This is a genomic window from Streptomyces luteolus (genome assembly GCF_029968015.1).
Taxonomy (GTDB): Bacteria; Actinomycetota; Actinomycetes; order Streptomycetales; family Streptomycetaceae; genus Streptomyces; species Streptomyces luteolus.
In genome coordinates this window covers 83,266-102,978 of sequence record NZ_JASCIS010000024.1, presented here as the reverse complement: position 1 = coordinate 102,978, position 19,713 = coordinate 83,266, and the positions used below count along the sequence as shown (strand labels likewise).

Annotated in this window: 18 protein-coding genes and 1 pseudogene; 13 read left to right on the top strand and 6 right to left on the bottom strand. The window is 71.5% G+C overall.

The features are described 5' to 3' along the window. Positions 1 to 74 precede the first annotated feature (74 nt). From QIT00_RS23330 to thpD, 5 genes are all read left to right on the top strand, one after another. Positions 75 to 1,172, top strand: coding sequence for a pyridoxal-phosphate-dependent aminotransferase family protein (locus tag QIT00_RS23330; protein ID WP_282537312.1), 1,098 nt, complete (start codon positions 75 to 77; stop codon positions 1,170 to 1,172). 413 nt (positions 1,173 to 1,585) lie between these two features. Then, complete coding sequence (ectA, locus tag QIT00_RS23325; protein WP_282537311.1) at positions 1,586 to 2,134, top strand: diaminobutyrate acetyltransferase; 549 nt, start codon at positions 1,586 to 1,588, stop codon at positions 2,132 to 2,134. Positions 2,135 to 2,233: 99 nt separating this feature from the next. Continuing rightward, positions 2,234 to 3,502: a diaminobutyrate--2-oxoglutarate transaminase gene (ectB, locus tag QIT00_RS23320; protein WP_282537310.1), complete on the top strand. Its 1,269-nt coding sequence runs from the start codon at positions 2,234 to 2,236 to the stop codon at positions 3,500 to 3,502. 52 nt (positions 3,503 to 3,554) lie between these two features. After that, positions 3,555 to 3,959 carry an ectoine synthase gene (locus QIT00_RS23315; protein WP_282537309.1) on the top strand — a complete coding sequence of 135 codons (405 nt, stop codon included), beginning with the start codon at positions 3,555 to 3,557 and terminating at the stop codon, positions 3,957 to 3,959. A gap of 118 nt (positions 3,960 to 4,077) precedes the next feature. Further along, a complete protein-coding gene (gene thpD / locus QIT00_RS23310; RefSeq protein ID WP_282537308.1) occupies positions 4,078 to 4,977 on the top strand; it encodes an ectoine hydroxylase in 900 nt (299 codons plus the stop codon). 102 nt (positions 4,978 to 5,079) lie between these two features. Here the strand turns inward: thpD and QIT00_RS23305 are convergent, their stop codons facing one another. The 3 genes from QIT00_RS23305 to QIT00_RS23295 form a co-directional block, all read right to left on the bottom strand. Then, positions 5,080 to 6,120 (bottom strand): aminotransferase class V-fold PLP-dependent enzyme, encoded by a 1,041-nt coding sequence (locus QIT00_RS23305; protein ID WP_282537307.1) that lies wholly within the window; start codon positions 6,118 to 6,120, stop codon positions 5,080 to 5,082. A gap of 70 nt (positions 6,121 to 6,190) precedes the next feature. Further along, positions 6,191 to 6,919: a DsbA family oxidoreductase gene (locus QIT00_RS23300; RefSeq protein ID WP_282537306.1), complete on the bottom strand. Its 729-nt coding sequence runs from the start codon at positions 6,917 to 6,919 to the stop codon at positions 6,191 to 6,193. A gap of 76 nt (positions 6,920 to 6,995) precedes the next feature. Further along, positions 6,996 to 7,484, bottom strand: coding sequence for a GNAT family N-acetyltransferase (locus QIT00_RS23295; protein ID WP_282537335.1), 489 nt, complete (start codon positions 7,482 to 7,484; stop codon positions 6,996 to 6,998). Positions 7,485 to 7,566: 82 nt separating this feature from the next. Here QIT00_RS23295 and QIT00_RS23290 point away from each other — a divergent pair, with 82 nt between their 5' ends. Next, the gene (locus QIT00_RS23290; RefSeq protein ID WP_282537305.1) at positions 7,567 to 8,805 is read left to right on the top strand and encodes a cytochrome P450; all 1,239 of its coding nucleotides are present in this window, start codon (positions 7,567 to 7,569) and stop codon (positions 8,803 to 8,805) included. Here the strand turns inward: QIT00_RS23290 and QIT00_RS23285 are convergent. Beyond that, positions 8,782 to 10,281, bottom strand: coding sequence for an MFS transporter (locus QIT00_RS23285; protein ID WP_282537304.1), 1,500 nt, complete (start codon positions 10,279 to 10,281; stop codon positions 8,782 to 8,784). The two genes, QIT00_RS23290 and QIT00_RS23285, sit on opposite strands and share 24 nt — an antisense overlap. A 70-nt stretch (positions 10,282 to 10,351) precedes the next feature. Between QIT00_RS23285 and QIT00_RS23280 the strand changes: the two genes are divergently transcribed. After that, positions 10,352 to 11,311 (top strand): GlxA family transcriptional regulator, encoded by a 960-nt coding sequence (locus QIT00_RS23280; RefSeq protein WP_282537334.1) that lies wholly within the window; start codon positions 10,352 to 10,354, stop codon positions 11,309 to 11,311. Between the two features lie 184 nt (positions 11,312 to 11,495). Here the strand turns inward: QIT00_RS23280 and QIT00_RS23275 are convergent, their stop codons facing one another. Continuing rightward, entirely contained in the window at positions 11,496 to 12,098 is a 603-nt protein-coding gene (locus QIT00_RS23275; protein WP_282537303.1) for a DUF1349 domain-containing protein, read from the bottom strand. A gap of 5 nt (positions 12,099 to 12,103) precedes the next feature. Then, positions 12,104 to 13,630, bottom strand: coding sequence for an aldehyde dehydrogenase (NADP(+)) (locus QIT00_RS23270; RefSeq protein WP_282537302.1), 1,527 nt, complete (start codon positions 13,628 to 13,630; stop codon positions 12,104 to 12,106). 176 nt (positions 13,631 to 13,806) lie between these two features. Between QIT00_RS23270 and QIT00_RS23265 the strand changes: the two genes are divergently transcribed. The 6 genes and pseudogenes from QIT00_RS23265 (at position 13,807) to QIT00_RS23240 (ending at position 19,635) form a co-directional block, all read left to right on the top strand. Beyond that, a complete protein-coding gene (locus tag QIT00_RS23265; RefSeq protein ID WP_282537301.1) occupies positions 13,807 to 14,580 on the top strand; it encodes an IclR family transcriptional regulator in 774 nt (257 codons plus the stop codon). Next, the gene (locus tag QIT00_RS23260) at positions 14,580 to 15,062 is read left to right on the top strand and encodes a GNAT family N-acetyltransferase (protein WP_282537300.1); all 483 of its coding nucleotides are present in this window, start codon (positions 14,580 to 14,582) and stop codon (positions 15,060 to 15,062) included. The genes QIT00_RS23265 and QIT00_RS23260 overlap by 1 nt, the downstream gene beginning before the upstream one ends. 338 nt (positions 15,063 to 15,400) lie before the next feature. Beyond that, positions 15,401 to 16,624: an RNA-guided endonuclease InsQ/TnpB family protein gene (locus QIT00_RS23255; RefSeq protein WP_282537299.1), complete on the top strand. Its 1,224-nt coding sequence runs from the start codon at positions 15,401 to 15,403 to the stop codon at positions 16,622 to 16,624. Between the two features lie 88 nt (positions 16,625 to 16,712). After that, positions 16,713 to 17,426 (top strand): annotated as a pseudogene (locus QIT00_RS23250) (sensor histidine kinase); the annotation flags it as partial. Continuing rightward, on the top strand, positions 17,423 to 18,124 hold the full coding sequence (locus QIT00_RS23245) for a response regulator transcription factor (RefSeq protein ID WP_282537298.1): 702 nt from the start codon (positions 17,423 to 17,425) through the stop codon (positions 18,122 to 18,124). The pseudogene QIT00_RS23250 and the gene QIT00_RS23245, both read left to right, overlap by 4 nt. Positions 18,125 to 18,189: 65 nt before the next feature. Further along, positions 18,190 to 19,635 (top strand): peptidoglycan D,D-transpeptidase FtsI family protein, encoded by a 1,446-nt coding sequence (locus QIT00_RS23240; RefSeq protein WP_282537297.1) that lies wholly within the window; start codon positions 18,190 to 18,192, stop codon positions 19,633 to 19,635. Positions 19,636 to 19,713 lie beyond the last annotated feature (78 nt).

Sequence of the window (19,713 nt, the reverse complement as noted above, 5' to 3'; positions counted from 1 at the left end):
CCGGACAAGAACACGTCAAGCGGTCCCGCGGACCCTCCGCGGGGCCGCAGGACCGTCAAGAAGAGAGCACCACCGTGACGCACCCCTTTCTCGACCTGGCTCCGCTGACCCCCGCGCACTTCGCCGCGATCGAGCAGCGGGTGGCGCGGCTGATGCGGACCGAGCAGGACGTCGTGATCATGCAGGGCGAGGCGCTGCTGCCTCTGGAGGCCGGTATCCGCTCCGGGGCCCGGCCGGGTTCCACCGCGCTGAACGTGGTGACCGGGCCGTACGGCCAGACCTTCGGCAACTGGCTGCGGGACTGCGGCGCCACCGTGATCGACCTGGCCGTGCCGTTCCACACGGCCGTCACCGCCGACCAGGTGCGGGAGGCGCTCGCCGAGCACCCGGAGATCGACTTCGTCTCGCTCGTGCACGCGGAGGCGGCGACCGGCAACACCAACCCGGTCGCGGAGATCGGCGAGGTGGTCCGGGAGCACGGCGCGCTGTTCTACCTGGACGCGGTGGCCTCGATCGCCGCGGAGCCGGTGCTGCCGGACGCCTGGGGCGTGGACCTGTGCATCATCGGCGCGCAGAAGGCGATGGGCGGCCCGGCCGGGGTCTCGGCGGTGTCGGTGAGCGAGCGCGCCTGGCAGCGGTTCGAGGAGAACCCGCGGGCGCCGCGCGCCTCGTACCTCTCGCTCCTGGACTGGAAGGCGCGCTGGATCGACGGCGGCCGCAAGGCGCTCCTGCACGCCCCGGCGCAGCTGGAGATGCTGGCCCTGGAGGCCTGCGTGGAGCGGATCGAGTCGGAGGGCCTGGACGCGGTCACGGCCCGGCACGCGACGGCCGCGGCGGCGACACGGGCGGGCGCGGTGGCGCTCGGGGTCCTGGAGCCGTACGTGCACGAGGCGCGGGACGCGGCGCCGGTGGCGACGACGCTGCGCGCCCCGGCGGGCGTGGACGCCTCGGAGCTGGTGGCGCGGGCGCTCGCGGCCGACCCGGCGCTGCCCCTGGTGGCGGGCGGAGGGGCGCTGGCCAAGGAGATGATCCGGGTCAACCACTACGGTCCGGACGCGACGCGTGGCGCGGTGCACGCGAGCCTGGCGGCACTCGGCGCCGCGCTCGGCGAGGCGGGGCTCACGGTGGACCTGGAGGCCGCTCGGCGTGCGGTGACATCCGCCTGGGAGTAGCGTTTCAGGTTGCCCGTCAATTTCGCATCAAGATTCGCATCAAGAATCGGGCAGCAGCGCTTGGGCCTCCGGCTTCGAAATCTTCCGGGGCCATAAATCAATGTCGTATTCACGAATGCGGGGAGCTGCTTTTCGAGCGCAGCTTCCCGTATTCTTCTGCCCGCTTTCCCCGGTCCTAAACGCAAAAATTTTGCGAACGCCAAACGACGTAATTCGGGCAGATCTCGTGAGGGTTTCCAGCTTGTGACCGACGCCACACGCGGAGCGATATGCCCCAGAATATCCGGACAAATAAGGGCATCCAGCGGGCTGTTTGCGCGAGCGCGCACGCCCGCGTGATAACACATCAAGCCCGTTCAGGTAACCCCTCCTCGCGATGCAATTTCTTTTTTCGGTCGGTAAATTCAATATGCATGACAGCCGCACAAGCAGACCTTGCAAGTGCCCGTACCGCCTTTCGCGAAATGCCGGGGGACTTGCGGCTCGACACCCCGGAGGTGACGGACGGAGCCGCACTCTGGCGTATCGCCCGTGACTCGAAGACCCTCGACCTGAACTCCTCGTACAGCTACCTGCTGTGGTGCCGTGACTTCGCCGGCACCTCGGTGATCGCACGGGACGCGGACGGGGAAGCGGTCGGGTTCATCACGGGATACATCAGGCCCGAGCGCCCGCAGACCCTCCTGGTCTGGCAGGTCGCCGTCGACGCGTCGCAGCGTGGACGCGGGCTCGCCGCCGCGATGCTGGACGGCCTCGCCGAGCGCGTCGCGAAGGAGCACGGGCTCCGGTCCCTGGAGACCACCATCTCGCCCGACAACATCCCGTCGCAGCGCCTGTTCACCTCGTTCGCACAGCGCCACGACGCCGACCTCGCACGAGAGGTGCTGTTCAGCGCCGAGCAGTTCCCCGACGGCGGCCACGAACCCGAGGTGCTCTACCGCATCGGGCCGCTGCCGTACTGATCCGCAGGCGGACCGCCCCGAGCGGCCCGCAGTCCATCCGTCAGTCCTGACCATCCACTCGGACCCCCCACGCCTATATCTCCCAGGAGGAGATTCGCTGTGACCATCACCCAGCCGGACCTGAGCGTCTTCGAGACCCTGGAGTCGGAGGTGCGCAGCTACTGCCGCGGTTGGCCGACGGTCTTCGACCGCGCGCAGGGCAGCCGCATGTACGACGAGGACGGCCACGAGTACCTCGACTTCTTCGCCGGAGCCGGCTCGCTCAACTACGGGCACAACAACCCGGTCCTCAAACGCGCCCTCATCGACTACATCGAGCGGGACGGCGTCACGCACGGCCTCGACATGTCGACCACGGCCAAGCGCGCCTTCCTGGAGTCGTTCCAGAACACGATCCTGCGCCCGCGTGACCTGCCGTACAAGGTCATGTTCCCGGGCCCGACGGGCACCAACGCCGTCGAGGCCGCGCTGAAGCTGGCCCGCAAGGTCAAGGGCCGCGAGTCGATCGTGTCCTTCACCAACGCCTTCCACGGCATGTCGCTCGGCTCGCTCGCCGTGACCGGCAACGCCTTCAAGCGCGCCGGCGCCGGCATCCCGCTGGTGCACGGCACCCCGATGCCGTTCGACAACTACCTCGACGGCCGCACCCCCGACTTCATCTGGTTCGAGAGCCTCCTCGAGAACTCCGGCTCGGGCCTCAACAAGCCCGCCGCCGTGATCGTCGAGACGGTGCAGGGCGAGGGCGGCATCAACGTGGCCCGCGCCGAATGGCTGCGCCAGCTCGCCGACGTGTGCAAGCGCTGGGACATGCTGCTCATCGTCGACGACATCCAGATGGGCTGCGGCCGTACCGGCGGGTTCTTCTCCTTCGAGGAGGCGGGCATCGTGCCGGACATCGTCACCGTCTCGAAGTCCATCTCCGGCTACGGCCTGCCGTTCGCCCTCACCCTGTTCAAGCCCGAGCTGGACGTGTGGGAGCCGGGCGAGCACAACGGCACCTTCCGCGGCAACAACCCGGCGTTCGTCACCGCGGCCGCCGCGCTCGACGCCTACTGGGCGGACGGCCAGATGGAGAAGCAGACCCTCGCCCGCGGCGAGCAGGTCGAGCAGGCCCTGAAGGCGATCCGCAGCGAGCACCCCGAGGCCACCGTCGAGTACCGGGGCCGCGGCCTGGTCTGGGGCCTGGAGTTCCGCGACAAGGGCCGGGCCGGCAAGGTCGCCAAGCGCGCCTTCGAGCTGGGTCTGCTGATCGAGACCTCCGGCCCGGAGAGCGAGGTCGTCAAGCTGCTCCCCGCCCTCACCATCACGCCGGACGAGCTGGACGAGGGTCTGCGCACCCTGGCACGCGCCGTACGCGAGACCGCCTGAGCGCGTCCCTCACCCAGCTGTACGTACGTAAGAGAAAAGGAACCAACTCACCGTGATCGTCCGTTCGTTCAAGGACATTGAAGGCACCGACCGGCACGTCAAGTCCGCCTCGGGCACCTGGGAGAGCAAGCGCATCGTGCTCGCCAAGGAGCGCGTCGGCTTCTCGCTGCACGAGACCATCCTCTACGCGGGCACCGAGACGTCCATGTGGTACGCCAACCACATCGAGGCCGTCGTGTGCACCCGGGGCGAGGCGGAGCTGACCGACGACACGACGGGCGAGAAATACACCATTACGCCCGGCACCATGTACTTGCTCAATGGCCACGAGAAGCACACGATGCGTATCAAGGAGGACTTTCACTGCATCTGTGTCTTCAACCCGCCCGTCACGGGCCGCGAGGACCACGACGAGAACGGCGTGTACCCGCTGCTCACCGAGCCGGACGAGGGCTGACAGCAGGGCTTGAACAGCCCCCCTTGACTCCCGGTCGCCGCACCCCGCCTCGGGGGCGGGGTGCGGCGGCCGGGTACATCCCGAACAGGGCCGTACGAGAGGAGAGGCAGGCAACACCATGACCACCGCACCCGAACGCACCGCAGACCTGTACCCGACCCGAGGCACCGCCGAGGTGCTCACCGAGCGCGAGGACCCAGTCATCTGGTCCGAGCCGGGTACGGAGGGGCCGTTCGCGGCCGCGGAGCTGTCGGCGTTCGACCGGGACGGATTCATCCAGGTCGACGAGCTGGTCTCCGGGGACGAGGTGGGCGTCTACCAGGCGGAGTTGAACCGTCTGACCCAGGACCCCGCCATGCGTGCCGATGAGCGCTCCATCGTGGAGAAGAGCTCGGGGGAGATCCGTTCCCTCTTCGAGGTGCACAAGATCAGCGATGTCTTCGCCAAGCTGGCGGCGGACCCGCGCGTCGTCGGACGAGCCCGGCAGATCCTGGGTTCGGACGTCTACATCCACCAGTCACGGATCAATGTGAAGCCCGGCTTCGGCGCCTCCGGCTTCTACTGGCACTCCGACTTCGAGACGTGGCACGCGGAGGACGGGCTCGCGAACATGCGGACCGTGTCCGTGTCCATCGCCCTCACCGAGAACTACGCGTACAACGGCAGCCTGCTCCTCATGCCGGGTTCGCACCGCACCTTCCTCGGCTGCGAGGGCGCCACTCCGAAGGACAACTACAAGCGTTCCCTGCAGATGCAGGACGCGGGCATCCCCTCCGACGAGGCGCTGACGAAGCTCTCGGACGAGTACGGGATCGCACAGTGGGTCGGCAGCGCCGGTTCGGCCGTGCTGTTCGACTGCAACACCATGCACGGCAGTGGGGACAACATCACTCCCTTCCCGCGGAGCAATGTGTTCTTCGTCTTCAACAGTGTGGAGAACACCGCGCAGGAACCCTTCGCGGCACCCATCCGGCGCCCCGAGTACATCGGCGCCAGGGACTTCACCCCGGTACGGTGAGCCCTTCGCGGTGACGTAAGTGATGTGACGCTTGGCCCGGTTCCCCTTGAGGGAGCCGGGCCAACCGTCGTATACGGCAGGGGAGTTCAGTCGCAGAGGAGTTCAGCCGCCGAGCGCGTCGAGCAGCCGGTCCACGTCCGCGCCCGAGTTGTACAGGTGGAACGCCGCCCGCAGGTTGCCCGCGCGGTCCGAGACCTCGACGCCCGCGCGGCTCAGCTCCTCCTGGCGGAAGCCGAGTCCGGGGACCGACACGATCGCGGAACCGGGCGCGGGGACGGGTTCGTGGCCGAGCCGGGCGAGCCCTTCCCGGAACCGGTCGGCGAGCGCGGTGTCGTGGGCGTGGACCGCCTCGACGCCGATCCGCTCGATCAGGTCGAGGCCGTGCCGGGCCCCGACGTACGACAGGAGGCTGGGGCTGACGTCGAACCGGCGGGCGGAGTGGGCGAGTTCACGGACCGGCCCGTAGCAGCTGTCCCAGGGCTCCTCCCCCGCGACCCAGCCCGCGAGGATCGGCGTGAGCGAGCCGAGGTCGTCGGGCACGACCAGGAACGTGACGCCGCGCGGGCAGAGCAGCCACTTGAAGGCGACGGCCACGGTGAAGTCGTCGCCGGAGGCGTCGTACGGCAGCCAGCCCGCGGACTGCGAGGCGTCGACGAGCGTACGGGCGCCGTGGGCGCGGGCGGCGGCGCGGATCGCGTCGAGGTCGGCGATCCGGCCGTCCGCGGACTGGGCCAGGCTGAACCCGACCAGGGCGGTGCCGGGCCGGACGGCCTCGGCGAGGCTCTCCAGCGGGGCGGTGCGGACCTTGAGGTCGCCGCGGACGTGGAACGGGTTGACCAGGGAGCTGAAGTCGCCCTCGGGGAGCAGGACTTCGGCGCCCGGCTGCAGGGACGCGGCGATCAGGCCGGTGTAGACGGCGACGGAATCGCCCGCGGCCACACGGGTCGCCGGGACGCCGACGATCCGGGCGAAGGCGGCGCGCGCCGCCTCCACGTCGGCGAACATGTCGCCCGCGCGCCCGGCCGCGATCGCCACGACGGCGTCCTGGACGGCCCGGACGCCGTCGGCGGGGAGCAGGCCGCTGCTCGCGGTGTTCAGATACGTCGTCTGCGGTGCGAAGGCCGCACCCGAGAGGCTCTCCATGTCCCTACTCTGCGCCGCGGCCCAACCCCTCGTCCATTGCGCGTTGTTACGGGGTGGCCCCAAGCGGTGCTTATACGTCGCCCTTGACCTGCGGAACCTCGCAGCCGTCGGGGCCGCAGCTGTCTCCGTCAGAGGTGACGGAGGTGACGGCGGTCAGCGGGGCCCGGTCGCCCCACGCCTGCTCCAGGGCCTGGGCGAACACCTCGGCGGGCTGGCCGCCGGAGACGCCGTACCGCCGGTCGAGGACGAAGAACGGCACGCCGGTGGCGCCGAGTTCGGCGGCCTCGCGCTCGTCGGCACGCACCGCGTCGGCGTAGGCGTCCTCGTCGGCGAGCACCGCCCGCGCCTCGGCCTCGTCGAGTCCGGCCTCGACGGCGAGGGCGAGCAGCACCTCGGGGTCGAAGACGGAGCGCTCCTCGGCGAAGTTGGCGCGGTAGGCGAGTGTGAGCAGCTCGTCCTGGCGGCCGCGCGCCCTGGCCAGGTGCAGCAGCCGGTGGATGTCGAAGGTGTTGCCGTGGTCGCGGCCCTCGGTGCGGTAGCCGAGGCCCTCGGCCCGGGCGTTCTCGGCCACGTGCTGCTCCATGGCGCGGGCCTCCTCGACGGTACGGCCGTACTTCCGGGCCAGCATGTCGATCACCGGGGCGGTGTCGCCCTTGGGGCGGTCCGGGTCGAGCTCGAAGGAGCGGTGCACGACCTCGACGGCGTCGCGGTGGGCGAAGGTCGCGAGGCCCTGCTCGAACCGGGCCTTCCCGATGTAGCACCAGGGGCAGGCGATGTCGCTCCAGATCTCGACGCGCATGGTGTTGCTTCTCTTCTCCGTACGGGGGTGGCGGTACGGGGTGGTCAACGTGGCACCGGGACCGCGCATTCCCGCGTCACAGCGCGCGGTGCATGACGTACAGCGCGACCCGCCCCCGCGTGGGGTGCTCGAAGGCCTCCGGGATCGTGCCGACGACGGCGAAGCCGAGGGAGCGCCACAGGTCGAGCGCCGGGTTGGTCTCGACCACGGCGTTGAACACCATCGCCTCGTACCCGTCCTTCGCGGCCGCGTCGAGTACGTGCTCGGCCAGGCGGCGCCCGATGCCGCGGCCGGTGTGGGCCGGGTCGACCATGAACCCGGCGCCCGCGACATGGGCGGCCGGTCCGCCGTAGTTCCGCTTCACGGACGCGGAGGCGAGGACGGTGTCCGGGTCGGAGTCGTCGACGGCCACGAACACCCGCGCGCCGGGCGGCATCCAGAGGGCCCGGGCCGCGTCCTTCGGGGTGTCCCGGTCCCAGGAGTAGGTCTCCCCCGCGCTCACGATCCGCTGCCAGAACGGCCAGATCCGGTCCCAGTCCCGCTCCCCGGCGTCTCTGATGGTCAGCATGGCCGGAGTCTCGCAGAGGGGCGCGCGGTGGCCGAAACCAATTCTGTCGCCCGGCGGACGGGCCGAGCAGGATGGCCCGATGACCGATCACGGGGAACACCGCAAGCACAGGGCCGCACTCGACACGCTCGCGCGCGACCCGTACCCGCTGTACGCGCGCGCCCGCGACACCCCGGGCCTCACCTTCGTACCGGAGTGGGACGCCTGGCTGGTCTCGCGCTACAAGGACGTGCGGGAGGTGCTGCGCAGTCCGGAGGACTTCTCCTCGGCGCGTGCGCTGCGGCCCCCCGCCCGGCCCGCGCCCGAGGCGCTCGCGGTGCTCGCCGAGGGGCCTGGTGGCGGGCCCGTGGTGCTGTCCTCGGACGGCGAGACCCATCAGGAGCTGCGCGCTCCGGTCGTACGGGGCCTCTCGGCGCCGCGCGTGGCGGCGGTGCGGGAGTTCGTGACGGCACGGGCGGGCTCGCTGATCGACGCGTTCACGGCGCGGGGCGGGGCCGAGCTGATGGAGGCGTACGCGCGGCCGCTGCCCGCCGAGGTGATCTGCCGCCTCTACGGCCTGGACGAGGCGGAGACAGAGGTGGCGCTGCGCGGCAGCCGGCAGGCGGAGGCCCTGCTGTTCCGCACGCTGCCGGTGGACGCGCAGGTGCGGGCGGCGCGGGACGTGGTGGCGCTGCAGCGGCTGCTCGCCGGGCACGTGGTGCGGCGGCGCGAGCGGCCCGGCGACGACCTGATCTCGGAGCTGACCCGCGCGCTCGCCCCGCCGGACGCGGGCGCGCTGTCGGACGAGCTGCTCGCCCGGGTGGTGTCCAACCTGCAGAACCTGCTGGCCGCGGGCCATCTGACGACGACGGCGCTGATCGGCACAGTGGTGCATCGGCTGCTCGCGGAGCGGTCGCTGTGGGAGCGGTTGTGCGCGCATCCGGAGTCGATCCCGGAGGCCGTCGAGGAGGCGGCCCGGTGGGGGTCGCCCGTGCAGGGCTTCTTCCGGCTCACGACCCGTCCGGTCACGTTGAGCGGTACGGAACTCCCGCCCGGCGCCTCGCTGTTCGTGTCGTACGCGGCGGCCAACCGCGATCCGTCCCTGACCGCGGACCCGGACACGTACGCCCCCTCCCGGCCGCGCACCCACCACCTGGCCTTCGGCCACGGCCCACACGCCTGCCCGGGCTCGAGCCTGGCCCGCGCGCAGCTCCACACGACGCTGGACCTGCTGACACGGCGCCTGCCGTCGCTTCGCCTGGCGGCGGGCGGGCCGGTGGAGATGTCTCCGACCCTCATCCACTGGTCGCCCAAGTCACTCTCGGTCGCGTGGGATTGAGTTCTCCCCCGCCGACGATCGAGGGGGCCCGTCCGGCAGGCCACGCGGCGCCGGCCGCATATTGGCACAGCGGGGAAGGGGCGGGGAGGGGAGAAGAAGCGTGCCCACTCCCGTCACCGCGAGCAGCCCCGCGCTGATCAGCATGCTCACCCGCAGCCCCGGCAGGAAGTCCTCGGCCAGGAGTGCGCCGAAGGTCGCGATGCCGAGGGCGCCCGAGACCTGGCGGGCGGAGTTCAGGACGCCCGCCGCGACGCCGGCGCGTTCCGCGGGGACGGCTTCCATCATCGCGGCGGTCAGCGGCGGGATGGTCAGCGCGCAGCCGAGGGCGAGCGGCACGAGGAGGAGGGCGAGGTGGAGGGCGGGTGTGGTGGCGTCGACGGGGAGGACGAGCAGGAAGCCGAGGCTCGCCAGGGCCTGGCCGATGAGCATGGGCAGCCGGGGACCGTACCGTCCGGCCAGCTTGCCCGCGACGACGTTGGTGCCCGCGATCAGACCGGTCATCGGCAGGAAGATCAGCCCGGCCTCCAGAGCCGAACGCCCCTGCACCTGCTGGAAGAACAGGCTGAAGACGAAGGTCACACCGTAGAACGCGACACTGCACGCGGCGCCCGCGGCCATCAGGACGGCCACGGACCGGTCGCGGAACAGGTCGAGCGGGACGACCGGGTGCGGTTGACGCGACTCGACGTACAGGAAGAGCGCACCGGCGGCGAGCGCCACGGCGCCGGAGACGAGGCCGGTCGTACCGCCCTCGATGACGGCGAAGGTGAGCGCGGTCAGGGCGACGACGGCGGTGAGCTGTCCGGGCAGGTCGAGGGGGGTTGGCGCGGGGCGGCGTTCGGTGCGTGGGGCGCGGACCAGGAGAGCGAGGGCGGCCGCGCCGAGGGGCAGGTTGACGAGGAAGATGCCGCGCCAGTCCCAGGCGGTGGTGAGGGCGCCGCCCGCGACCGGGCCGAGCGCGATGGCGACGGAGCCGCCCGCCGCCCACAGCGCGACGGCGCGGGCCCGCGCGGTGGCGTCGGCGTACGCCTGGCGGACGAGGGCGAGCGAGGCGGGCAGGACGACGGCGGCGGCGATGCCCTGGACGACGCGGGCGCCGATGAGCAGGCCGAGGCTCGGGGCGAGTGCGCAGGCCACGGACGCGGCGGTGAACAGGGCGATGCCGATCCCGTAGGCGCGGCCGGCGCCGGCCCGGTCGGAGAAGGCGCCGGTGGACAGCATCAGGGCGGCGAAGGCGAGGGTGTACGCGTCGACCACCCACTGCAGGCCGGTCATGCCGCCGCCGAGTGCGTCGCCGATGGCGGGGAGCGCGACGTTGACGATGGACGCGTCCAGGGTGATCAGGGCGAAGCCGAGGAGCGCGGCGAGGAGGGTGAGCGCCGGGGAGGTCGTGGCCCGGCCGGGCTCCAACTGCCCCTGCTTCAGCGGCTGTTGGGAGGAGTCGGAGTGTTCGGGCCGATCGGTGGTGACTGCCATGCGCTCAGCTTGTCGATCTCCGCGGGCGTAGAGTAGTGGCTTGAATGCCATACGTCCGGAGGTTCTGGCCATGCCGTTGCCGCACCGGGTCGCGGTGATCGCGCCCTCGCCCGTGTCGATGTTCAACCTGTCCGTGCCGGAGCTGCTCTTCGAGAAGGTCGAGGTGGGCGGGGGTCCGGGCTACGAGCTGGTCGTGTGCACCGCCGAGCCCGGCACGATCGTCACGTCCGGCGGACTCGAACTGCGCGTGGAGCGCGGCCTGGACGCCGTGGCGGAGGCCGACACGGTGGTGGTCGCGGGCACCGGGCGCCGGTACGCGCCGGACCCGCGCGTGGTGGCGGCGGTGCGCGCGGCGGAGGCCGCGGGCAAGCGGATCGCGTCGATCTGCAGCGGGGCGTTCGTGCTCGCCGAGGCGGGGCTGCTCGAAGGGCGCGCGGCGACGACGTACCACGGCCTGGCCGCGGAGCTGCGGCGCCGCTATCCGTCGGTGGACGTGCAGGGCGATGTGCTCTACGTCCAGGACGGGCAGGTCATGACGGCCTCGGGGTACGCGGCGGGGATCGACCTGTGCCTGCACATGATCCGTACGGACTACGGGGCCGCGGTGGCGAACACGGTGGCCCGGCTCGCCCTGGTCGCGCCGGTGCGGCCGGGAGGCCAGACCCAGTTCACGCAGACGCCGCTGCCGGCGGAGCGGGGCAACGTCTGCAAGGACACCCGGGGGTGGGCGATGCGAAACCTGGACCGCACGCTCACGCTCGCCGAGCTGGCGCGGCATGCGGGGGTCAGCGTGCGGACGCTGAGCCGGCGCTTTCACGCGGAGACCGGGGTGAGTCCGCTGCAGTGGCTGCTGCATCAGCGGATCGAGCGGGCGAAGGAGCTGCTGGAGACGACGTCTCTGCCGATGGAGCAGGTTGCCCGTGCCTGTGGTCTCGGCACGGCGGACTCGCTGCGCCAGCATGTGCAGCGGCGCACGGGGCTGACGCCTTCGGCGTACCGGGCGACGTTCACTCGGCTCGCCGCGGGCTGATTCTTCCCCTCCCCGCCCCTTCCCGAACTGGGGCTCCGCCCCAGACCCCGCTCCTCAAACGCCGGAGGGGCTGATTTTTCAGCCCCTCCGGCGTTTGAGGAGGCCCGTCCGGCAGGCCACGCGGCGCCAGCCGCATATCGACACAGCCGGGAAGGGGCGGGGAGGGGAGAATCGCGCCCGCGGCCTACGACCCGTCCCGCAGCGCCCCCAGCCCGTACTCCCGGAAACGGACCTGCTCGAACCGCACCCCGCACCCCTCCCCCTTCGGGGACTGGGCCATGAAGCCCACGAGCGCGGCGCGGGCCGCCCGCTCCTCGCCCAGGGTGAAGACGCGGACGAACGTCCACCGCACGCCGTCCACCGACGCGTGGAACGCGAACACCTTCCCCGTACGCGCGATGCGGAGCCAGACATACTCGCCGCGAACCTCGAACGCGTTCGCGTCGTCCGAGTAGCCGCGGGTCACGACCGTGCAGACGTACGGCCGGTCCGGGGAGAGTTCCAGGCAGAGCTTGGCCCACTCGCGCTCGCCGACGTGGAGATACAGGACGCCCGCGTCTCCCGGCGCCCGCAGCTCGGCCCGTACGCGCGCGATCAGCTGGAAGTCGCCCTCGGGCGCGCCGAGCAGCCGGGGCGCGTCGGAGGCCGGGGCGAGCGCGGCACCGCCGGGCGGCACGAAGCGGTCCTGCCCGGCGCCCGCACGGCCGGTGAGCACGCCGTTCTCGTACGACCAGCCTCCGTCGGGCCCGAACTCCCGCAGGGGGAAGGGCAGTTCAGGGAGCAGCAACAGATTCACCCCTGCTCGCGGCGCGGCACCCCGAGCGGGTTGTCGTCGCGCAGTTCGGGCGGGAGCAGGGCCTCGGGGGTGTTCTGGTACGCGACGGGCCGCAGCCAGCGCTCGATGGCCGTGGCGCCTACCGAGGTGGAGGTGGAGGTCGTCGCCGGGTACGGGCCGCCGTGATGCTGGGCGGGGGCCACCGCGACCCCCGTGGGCCAGCCGTCGACGAGCACGCGCCCGGCGAGCGGCGTGAGCTCGGCGAGGAGCTGTGCACCCCGGTCGCTCCCGCCCGCGGACTCGGCGGCGGAGAGGTGCAGTGTCGCGGTGAGGTTGCCGGGGAGCCGGGACAGTACGGCGGTGGCCTCGGCGGCGTCCGCGTACCGGGCGACCACCGTGACCGGGCCGAAGCACTCCTCCAGGAGCAGGTCGTGCGCGCCCTCGGCGGCGAGCCGGGAGGCGGGCACGGTGAGGCAGCCCGCGCCGACGGTGTGCTCGCCGCCCGCGCCGGGGGTCACCGGGGCGTCCACGTCGGGGAGTTCGGCACGGGCGCGCACGCCGTCGACGTACGCCCCGCGCATCCGGTGGTCGAGCAGGACGCCCGCCTCGACCTCGCTGACCTCGTGCGTGAGGGCCTTGACCAGGCGGTCGCCGGGCTCTCCCGCGGGGGCGAGGACGAGTCCCGGCTTGGTGCAGAACTGGCCGACGCCGAGCGTCATGGACGCGGCGAGTCCGGCGCCGATCTCCTCGGCCCGTTCGGCGGCCGCGGCCTCGGTGACCACGACCGGGTTCAGGGACCCCAGCTCGCCGTAGAAGGGGATCGGGTGCGGGCGGGCGGCCGCGGCGTCGTACAGCGCGCGGCCGCCGCGTACCGAACCCGTGAATCCGGCGGCCGCGACCAGCGAATGCCGTACGAGCTCCACGCCCGCCTCGAAGCCGTGCACCAACTGCACGACGTCGCCGGGCAGTCCGACCCGCTCGGCGGCGCGGCGCAGCGCGTCGGCGCAGAGTTCGGCGGTGGCGGGGTGGTCCGGGTGGGCCTTGATCACGACGGGGCAGCCCGCGGCGAGCGCGCTCGCGGTGTCGCCGCCGGGCACGGAGAAGGCGAGCGGGAAGTTGGAGGCCGCGTAGACGGCGACGACGCCGAGCGGGACCTTGTAGCGGCGCAGGTCGGGCCAGGGCGGGGTCTGCGTGGCGTCGGCGCGGCTGATCAGCACGTCGAGGTAGGCGCCCTCGTCGACGACGTCCGCGAAGGACCGCAACTGGTAGGTGGTGCGGGCGAGTTCACCGGTGAGGCGGCCGGGGCCGAGGGCGGTCTCCGCGTCGGCGGCCTCGATCACGTGCTCGGCGCGCTCGTCGAGCAGGTCGGCGGCGGTGCGCAGGAACGCGGCGCGGACGTCCCGGGGGGCGAGCGCGGCGCGTGCGGCGTGGGCGGTCCGCACGGCCTGGTCGACCTCTGCGGGGGTGGCCTCCACCGCAACTTGCTCGCGCGGCTTCCCCGTTCGGGGATCGACACTCCAGACTGGGGCGGGGGATGCTGCCACGGCCGGTTCCTCCTGGTGTGACCAGATGTGACTGTTGGTGCCGCCACGTGATTGCCGGAGGGAATTACCGCCGACGTGGCCCCACCCACCAGGGCGTTCGTTATGGTGAACGACGTCTCCGAGGGTGAATGGTGGAGTCGGAGGCTATGTCCAGGCGAACGAAGGGGTCAAGGGCGATGTCGGCTGCCGAGGCCAGCGGTGGGGCGCAGGTCAAGTCCGCGGTTAGGACCGTGGAGTTGCTCGAGTATTTCGCAGGCCGGCCCGGAATGCACTCCCTCGCGGCGGTCCAGGAGGCCGTCGGCTATCCCAAGTCCAGCCTCTACATGCTGCTTCGCACCCTCGTGGAGCTCGGCTGGGTGGAGACGGACGCCACGGGCACGCGGTACGGGATCGGGGTGCGGGCTCTGCTCGTGGGCACCTCGTACATCGATGGTGACGAGGTCGTGGCCGCCGCCCGGCCCACGCTCGACCGGCTCTCCGACGACACCTCGGAGACCATCCACCTGGCCCGGCTCGACGGCGTCAACGTCGTCTATCTGGCCACCCGCCAGTCCCAGCACTATCTGCGGCCCTTCACGCGCGTCGGCCGCCGGCTGCCCGCGCACTCCACCTCGCTCGGCAAGGCGCTGCTCGCCACGCACACCGACGAGCAGGTCCGCAAGATGCTGCCGGAGACGCTCGCGCCGCTCACCGAGAACACCCTCACGGACCGCGAGAAGCTGATCGAGGAGCTGCACCAGATCCGCGAGCAGGGCTTCGCCGTGGACCGCGAGGAGAACACCCTGGGCCTGCGCTGCTTCGGCGTCGCGATCCCGTACCGCACACCCGCGCGCGACGCCATCAGCTGCTCGGTGCCGGTGGCGCGGCTCACGCCGGGGCACGAGCAGATGATCAAGGACGCGCTGTTCGACGCCCGTGACCGGCTGACACTCGCCACCCGGAGGCTCTGATGCATCGGCCCGCCTATGCAGTCGCGCTGCGCCCGGTCCACGACAGCGATCTGCCCGTCTTCTACCGGCTAATGAACGACCCCGAGTCCGCCCGCGTCGCCGCGTTCACCTCGCCGAGGACCGCGGACTGGGACCTGTTCCAGGACCACTGGACCGGTATCCGCACCTCCACCGCCGTGGCGCGCACGGTCCTCGTCGACGGTGACGTGATCGGCAGCGCCGTGGTGTACGGCGAGCCGGGCGAGCGCGAGGTGACGTACTGGATCGACCGCGCCTTCTGGGGCCACGGCATCGCGACGGCCGCCCTGCGCGCCCTGATCGCCGAGGTCCCGGAGCGTCCGCTGTACGGGCGCGCCGCCGCCGACAACGTGGGCTCGCTCCGGGTCCTGGAGAAGTGCGGCTTCGCGGTGACGGCACGGGAGAGCGGGTACGCGCACGCGCGCGGCGCCGAGATCCCCGAGTACGTGCTGCGCCTGGACTGAGCCCTCCGCGTACGGCCTCACCCGGCCTCCCCCGCGCGGCGGAGGCGGTTCGTCTTCGGGCAGGACGTGCGGCGGCGGCCCGGCCGGGAGCGTGGAGGCATGACCTCGCACACCGTTTCCGCGCCCGCGTCCGCCCCTACGGGTCTCCAGCCTCGGCCGGGCCCTCCAGGCCGTCGGCGATCCTCGCCTGCCCACCCGCATCTCCATTTGATCACCCATGAACACGTTGCACAGGAAAGCGGTCGTAAAGGCCGACGTACACACTTCAACGGGAGCAGTGTCGATCCGTTCTGATCTGCAGCTCATACTCACTGCCGTATGTGCGTACGGTTGCTCGCATGCAGCTTCGGTACAGCTTTCGTCTGTACCCAAACCACACCCAACGCGGCTTGTTGGCGCGGGCATTCGGGTGTGCACGGGTCGTATTCAACGACGCCGTGCGGGCCCGGGAGGACGCGCGCGAGGCGGGCTTGCCGTTCCCGAAGGCTGGAGAGCTGTCCACGCGCCTGATCACCCAGGCCAAGCAGACCGAGACCCGCTCCTGGCTCGGCGAGGTGTCCGCGGTGGTGCTCCAGCAGTCCCTGCGTGATGCCGAGTCGGCCTACAAGAACTTCTTCGCTTCCCTCAAGGGCGAGCGCAAAGGCCCCAGGCTGGCGGCGCCAAGGTTCAAGTCACGTAAGGACGCGCGGCAGTCGATCCGGTTCACCGCCAACGCCCGCTGGTCAATCACCAACAACGGGCGGCTGATCCTGCCGAAGATCGGTGCGGTCAAGGTGCAGTGGTCGCGACACCTGCCGTCGGCGCCCTCATCTGTCACGGTGATCAAGGACGCTGCCGGGAGGTATTTCGCCTCGTTCGTGATCGACACCGACCCGGTTGCCGACGCAGCGCGCATGCCCGACACCGGCCAAAGCGTGGGCATCGACCTGGGCCTGACGCACTTCGCGATCCTCGACGACGGCACAAAGGTCGACTCTCCGCGATTCCTACGCCGCGCGGAGAAGAAGCTGAAGAAGGCCCAGCGGGGGCTGTCCCGCAAGCAGAAGGGATCCCGAAACAGGGAGAAGGCCCGCCGGAAGGTCGCCCGCGCCCATGCCCAGGTCGTCGACGCGCGCCGTGAATTCCACCATCAGTTGTCCACGAAGCTGATCCGCGAGAACCAAGCGATCGCAGTGGAAGACCTGGCGGTGAACGGTCTGGCGCGCACGAGGCTGGCTAAGAGTGTGCACGACGCGGGCTGGGCACAGTTCGTGGCTATGCTCGTCTACAAGGCCGAACGCTACGGACGGACCCTGATCAAGATCGGCCGGTTCGAGCCGACCAGCCAGACCTGCTCGCACTGCGGCCATGTAGACGGACCCAAGCCCCTGCACGTCCGCGTATGGACCTGCCCCGCATGCGGAACCGTCCTGGACCGGGACACCAACTCCGCACGCAACGTGAAAAGGGCCGCCGGACTGGCGGCATCAGCCTGTGGAGCGCCGATAAGACCAGAACCTCTTCTGGCACAGTGCAACGAAGCAGGAAGCCACGGGTTCCCTCCTGAAGTCTGCACCGCCTAGCGGGGCAGACTTCGGGAGAGAAGTCCAGAATCCTCGGGCTTCAGCCCAAGGAGCAAGTCAAGCCGTGGCCGTGCCGCTCGCCGCCTGCGCCGCCGCGGCCGCGGGCCTGCTCGCCCGGTGTGCGCCGTCGCTGCTCGGGCCGACGCCCGCGGACCGGCTCGCGCGGGCGGAGGCCCGCGCCGCCGACCTGGCCGTGCGCAACCGGCTCGCGCGGGAGCTGCACGACTCGGTGGGCCATGCCCTCAGCGCCGTGACGCTGCAGGCGGGCGCGGCCCGCCGGGTGCTCGACAGTGACCCCGGCTTCGTCCGCGAGGCGCTCGCCGCGATCGAGGACACCACCCGCCGTACGGTCGGTGAACTCGACGCGGTGCTCGGCCTGTTGCGGACGGGCGACGACGCGACCAGCTTGCCCGCGCCGACCCTCGCCGACGGCCTCGACGGACTGCTCTCCCGTACGCGCGCGGCGGGTCTGACGGTGACGGCAGAGGTCGAGGGAGACCTGGCGGCCCTGACCGCCCTCGTCGGCCGCGAGGGGTACCGCATCGTGCAAGAGGGCTTGAGCAACGCGCTCCGGCACGGCGACGGAGGCCCGGTCACGGTCCAACTTGCCCTGAAGGACGAGGAGTTGAGCCTCGTCCTGACCAATCCCGGCACGGCGCCCGTGAAGCCGCGAAGCGACGGCGGGCGCGGCCTGCGCGGCATCGAGGAGCGCGCCCGGCTGCCCGGCGGCACGGCCCGCGCGGGCGCCGCCGACGGCACCTGGACCCTGGACGTACGACTCCCTGTGGAGGCTCTCCCATGACCACACCGCCGGTACCGGCAGGCGCGGGGCGGGCGGCGCTGCGCGTCGTGCTCGCCGACGACGAGCGGATGGTGCGCACCGCGCTGCGGGTCATCCTCGACGCGGAGCCCGGCATCGAGGTGGTCGGGGAGGCGGCGACCGGCGCGGAGGCGGTGTCGGTGGTGCGCGCGGAGCGGCCCGACGTGGTCCTCATGGATGTGCGGATGCCGGAGATCGACGGCATCCGCGCCACCGAGCAGATCCTCGGCTCGCTCGCGGCCCCGCCGCGGATCGTGGTCGTGACGACCTTCGAGAACGACGCGTACGTGTACGGCGCGCTGCGCGCCGGCGCCTCCGGGTTCCTCCTGAAGCGGGCCGAGCCCGACCAGCTGGTGCAGGCGGTGCGCCTGGTCGCCACGTCGGACTCGCTGCTGTTTCCCGCGGCCGTACGGGCCCTGGCGACGGCGCACGCGCAGGCCGGCGCGGCGCCCCCGGGGTGGGTGGGGCGGCTGACGGAGCGCGAGGGCGAGGTGCTGCGACTGATGGCGACCGGCCTGAGCAACGCGGAGATCGCCCGCCGCATGGACGTGGGCCCGGCGACGGTCAAGTCGCACGTGGCGGCGGTCCTCGCCAAGACCGGTGCGCGGGACCGCACCCAGGCGGTGATCGCGGCGTACGAGGCGGGTGTGGTGGGCGGGGCGCGGGACCAGCGCGGATGAAGACTTCCTGAGAAACCCGCCCGAAAGGGAACATCAGTCGCTGCCTGACGCGTCACCTCTGTGGGATGAACAAGACGATCAGGCGCGCTTCGGTCTTTTCGCTGCTGCTCGTGCTCGCCCTTCTCCTGAGGGCGACGTGGGTGCAGTTCTACGACGGCGAGGCGCTCGCAGACAACAAGCACAACCGCCGGGACGCGATCGAGCAGTACGCGTACCCGCTGGGCAACATCGTGGTGGCCGGAGACACGGTCACCGGTTCGGAGAGGACGACAGGCAGCGACCTCGCGTACAAACGCACCTACACCGACGGCAAGCTCTACTCCGCCGTCACCGGCTACAGCTCGCAGGTGTACGGGGCGACGCAGCTGGAGGGCATCTACCAGGACGTCCTCGACGGCACCGACAACCGCCTGAAGAGCCCGGTCGACGCGGTCACCCGCAAGCACGCCGACCCCGGCAACGTGGTCACGACCCTCGACCCGGCGGTGCAGAAGGCGGCCTACGAGGCGCTCGGGGACACCAAGGGCGCTGCCGTCGCGATGGACCCGGGCACGGGCGAGATCCTCGGCATGGTCTCCACCCCGTCGTACGACCCGTCGAAGATCAGCGGGTCCGCGGACGGGGAGGCGTGGCAGGCGCTCACCGGGGACGAGGACAAGCCGATGGTGAACCGGGCGCTGCGCCAGCCGCTGCCGCCGGGCTCCACGTTCAAGCTGGTGGTGGCCGCGGCCGCGCTGGAGAACGGGCTGTACAACTCGGTCGACGAGCGCACCGACAGCCCCGACCCGTACACGCTGCCCGGCACGAGCACGGTGCTGCGCAACGAGAACGCGTCGGCGCCCTGCGAGGACGCCACGCTCCGCACGGCCCTGCAGTACTCCTGCAACAACGTCTTCGCGAAGCTGGCCGCCGACCTGGGCGCGGACGAGGTGAAGGCGACGGCGGAGAAGTTCGGCTTCAACGACGACGAGCGGGACGTGCCGGTGCGCGCCTCCGAGAGCGTCTACCCCGCCGGGATGGACAAGGCCCAGACGGCTCTGTCCGGCATCGGCCAGTTCGACGTGACGGCGACGCCGCTGCAGATGGCGATGGTGTCGGCGGCCCTCGCGAACGGCGGTGAGCTGGTCGACCCGCACATGGTGTCCGAGGTGACGGACGGGAACGGTTCGACCCTTGAGGACCTCTCCGACGCGTCCTCGCACCGGGTGGTGAGCGAGCGCACGGCCGAGCAGCTGACGTCCGCGATGCAGACGGTGGTGGACAAGGGCACGGGTTCCAACGCCCGGATCGACGGCCTGACGGTCGGCGGCAAGACGGGCACGGCCCAGCACGGCGAGAACAACTCGAAGACGCCGTACGCCTGGTTCACGTCCTACGCCGAGGACGCCTCCGGCAAGCAGGTCGCGGTGGCGGTCCTGATCGAGGACTCGGGCGCGGCACGCTCGGAGGTCAGCGGCAACGGGCTGGCGGCGCCGGTGGCGGAGGCGGTCATGCGGGCGGCACTCGGGTAGTCGGTCCCGCACCGTCGACGTGGGCACCGTCGATCGCCCTGCGGGCTCGTCCTCAAACTCCCCCAGCCTCCGGCCGGG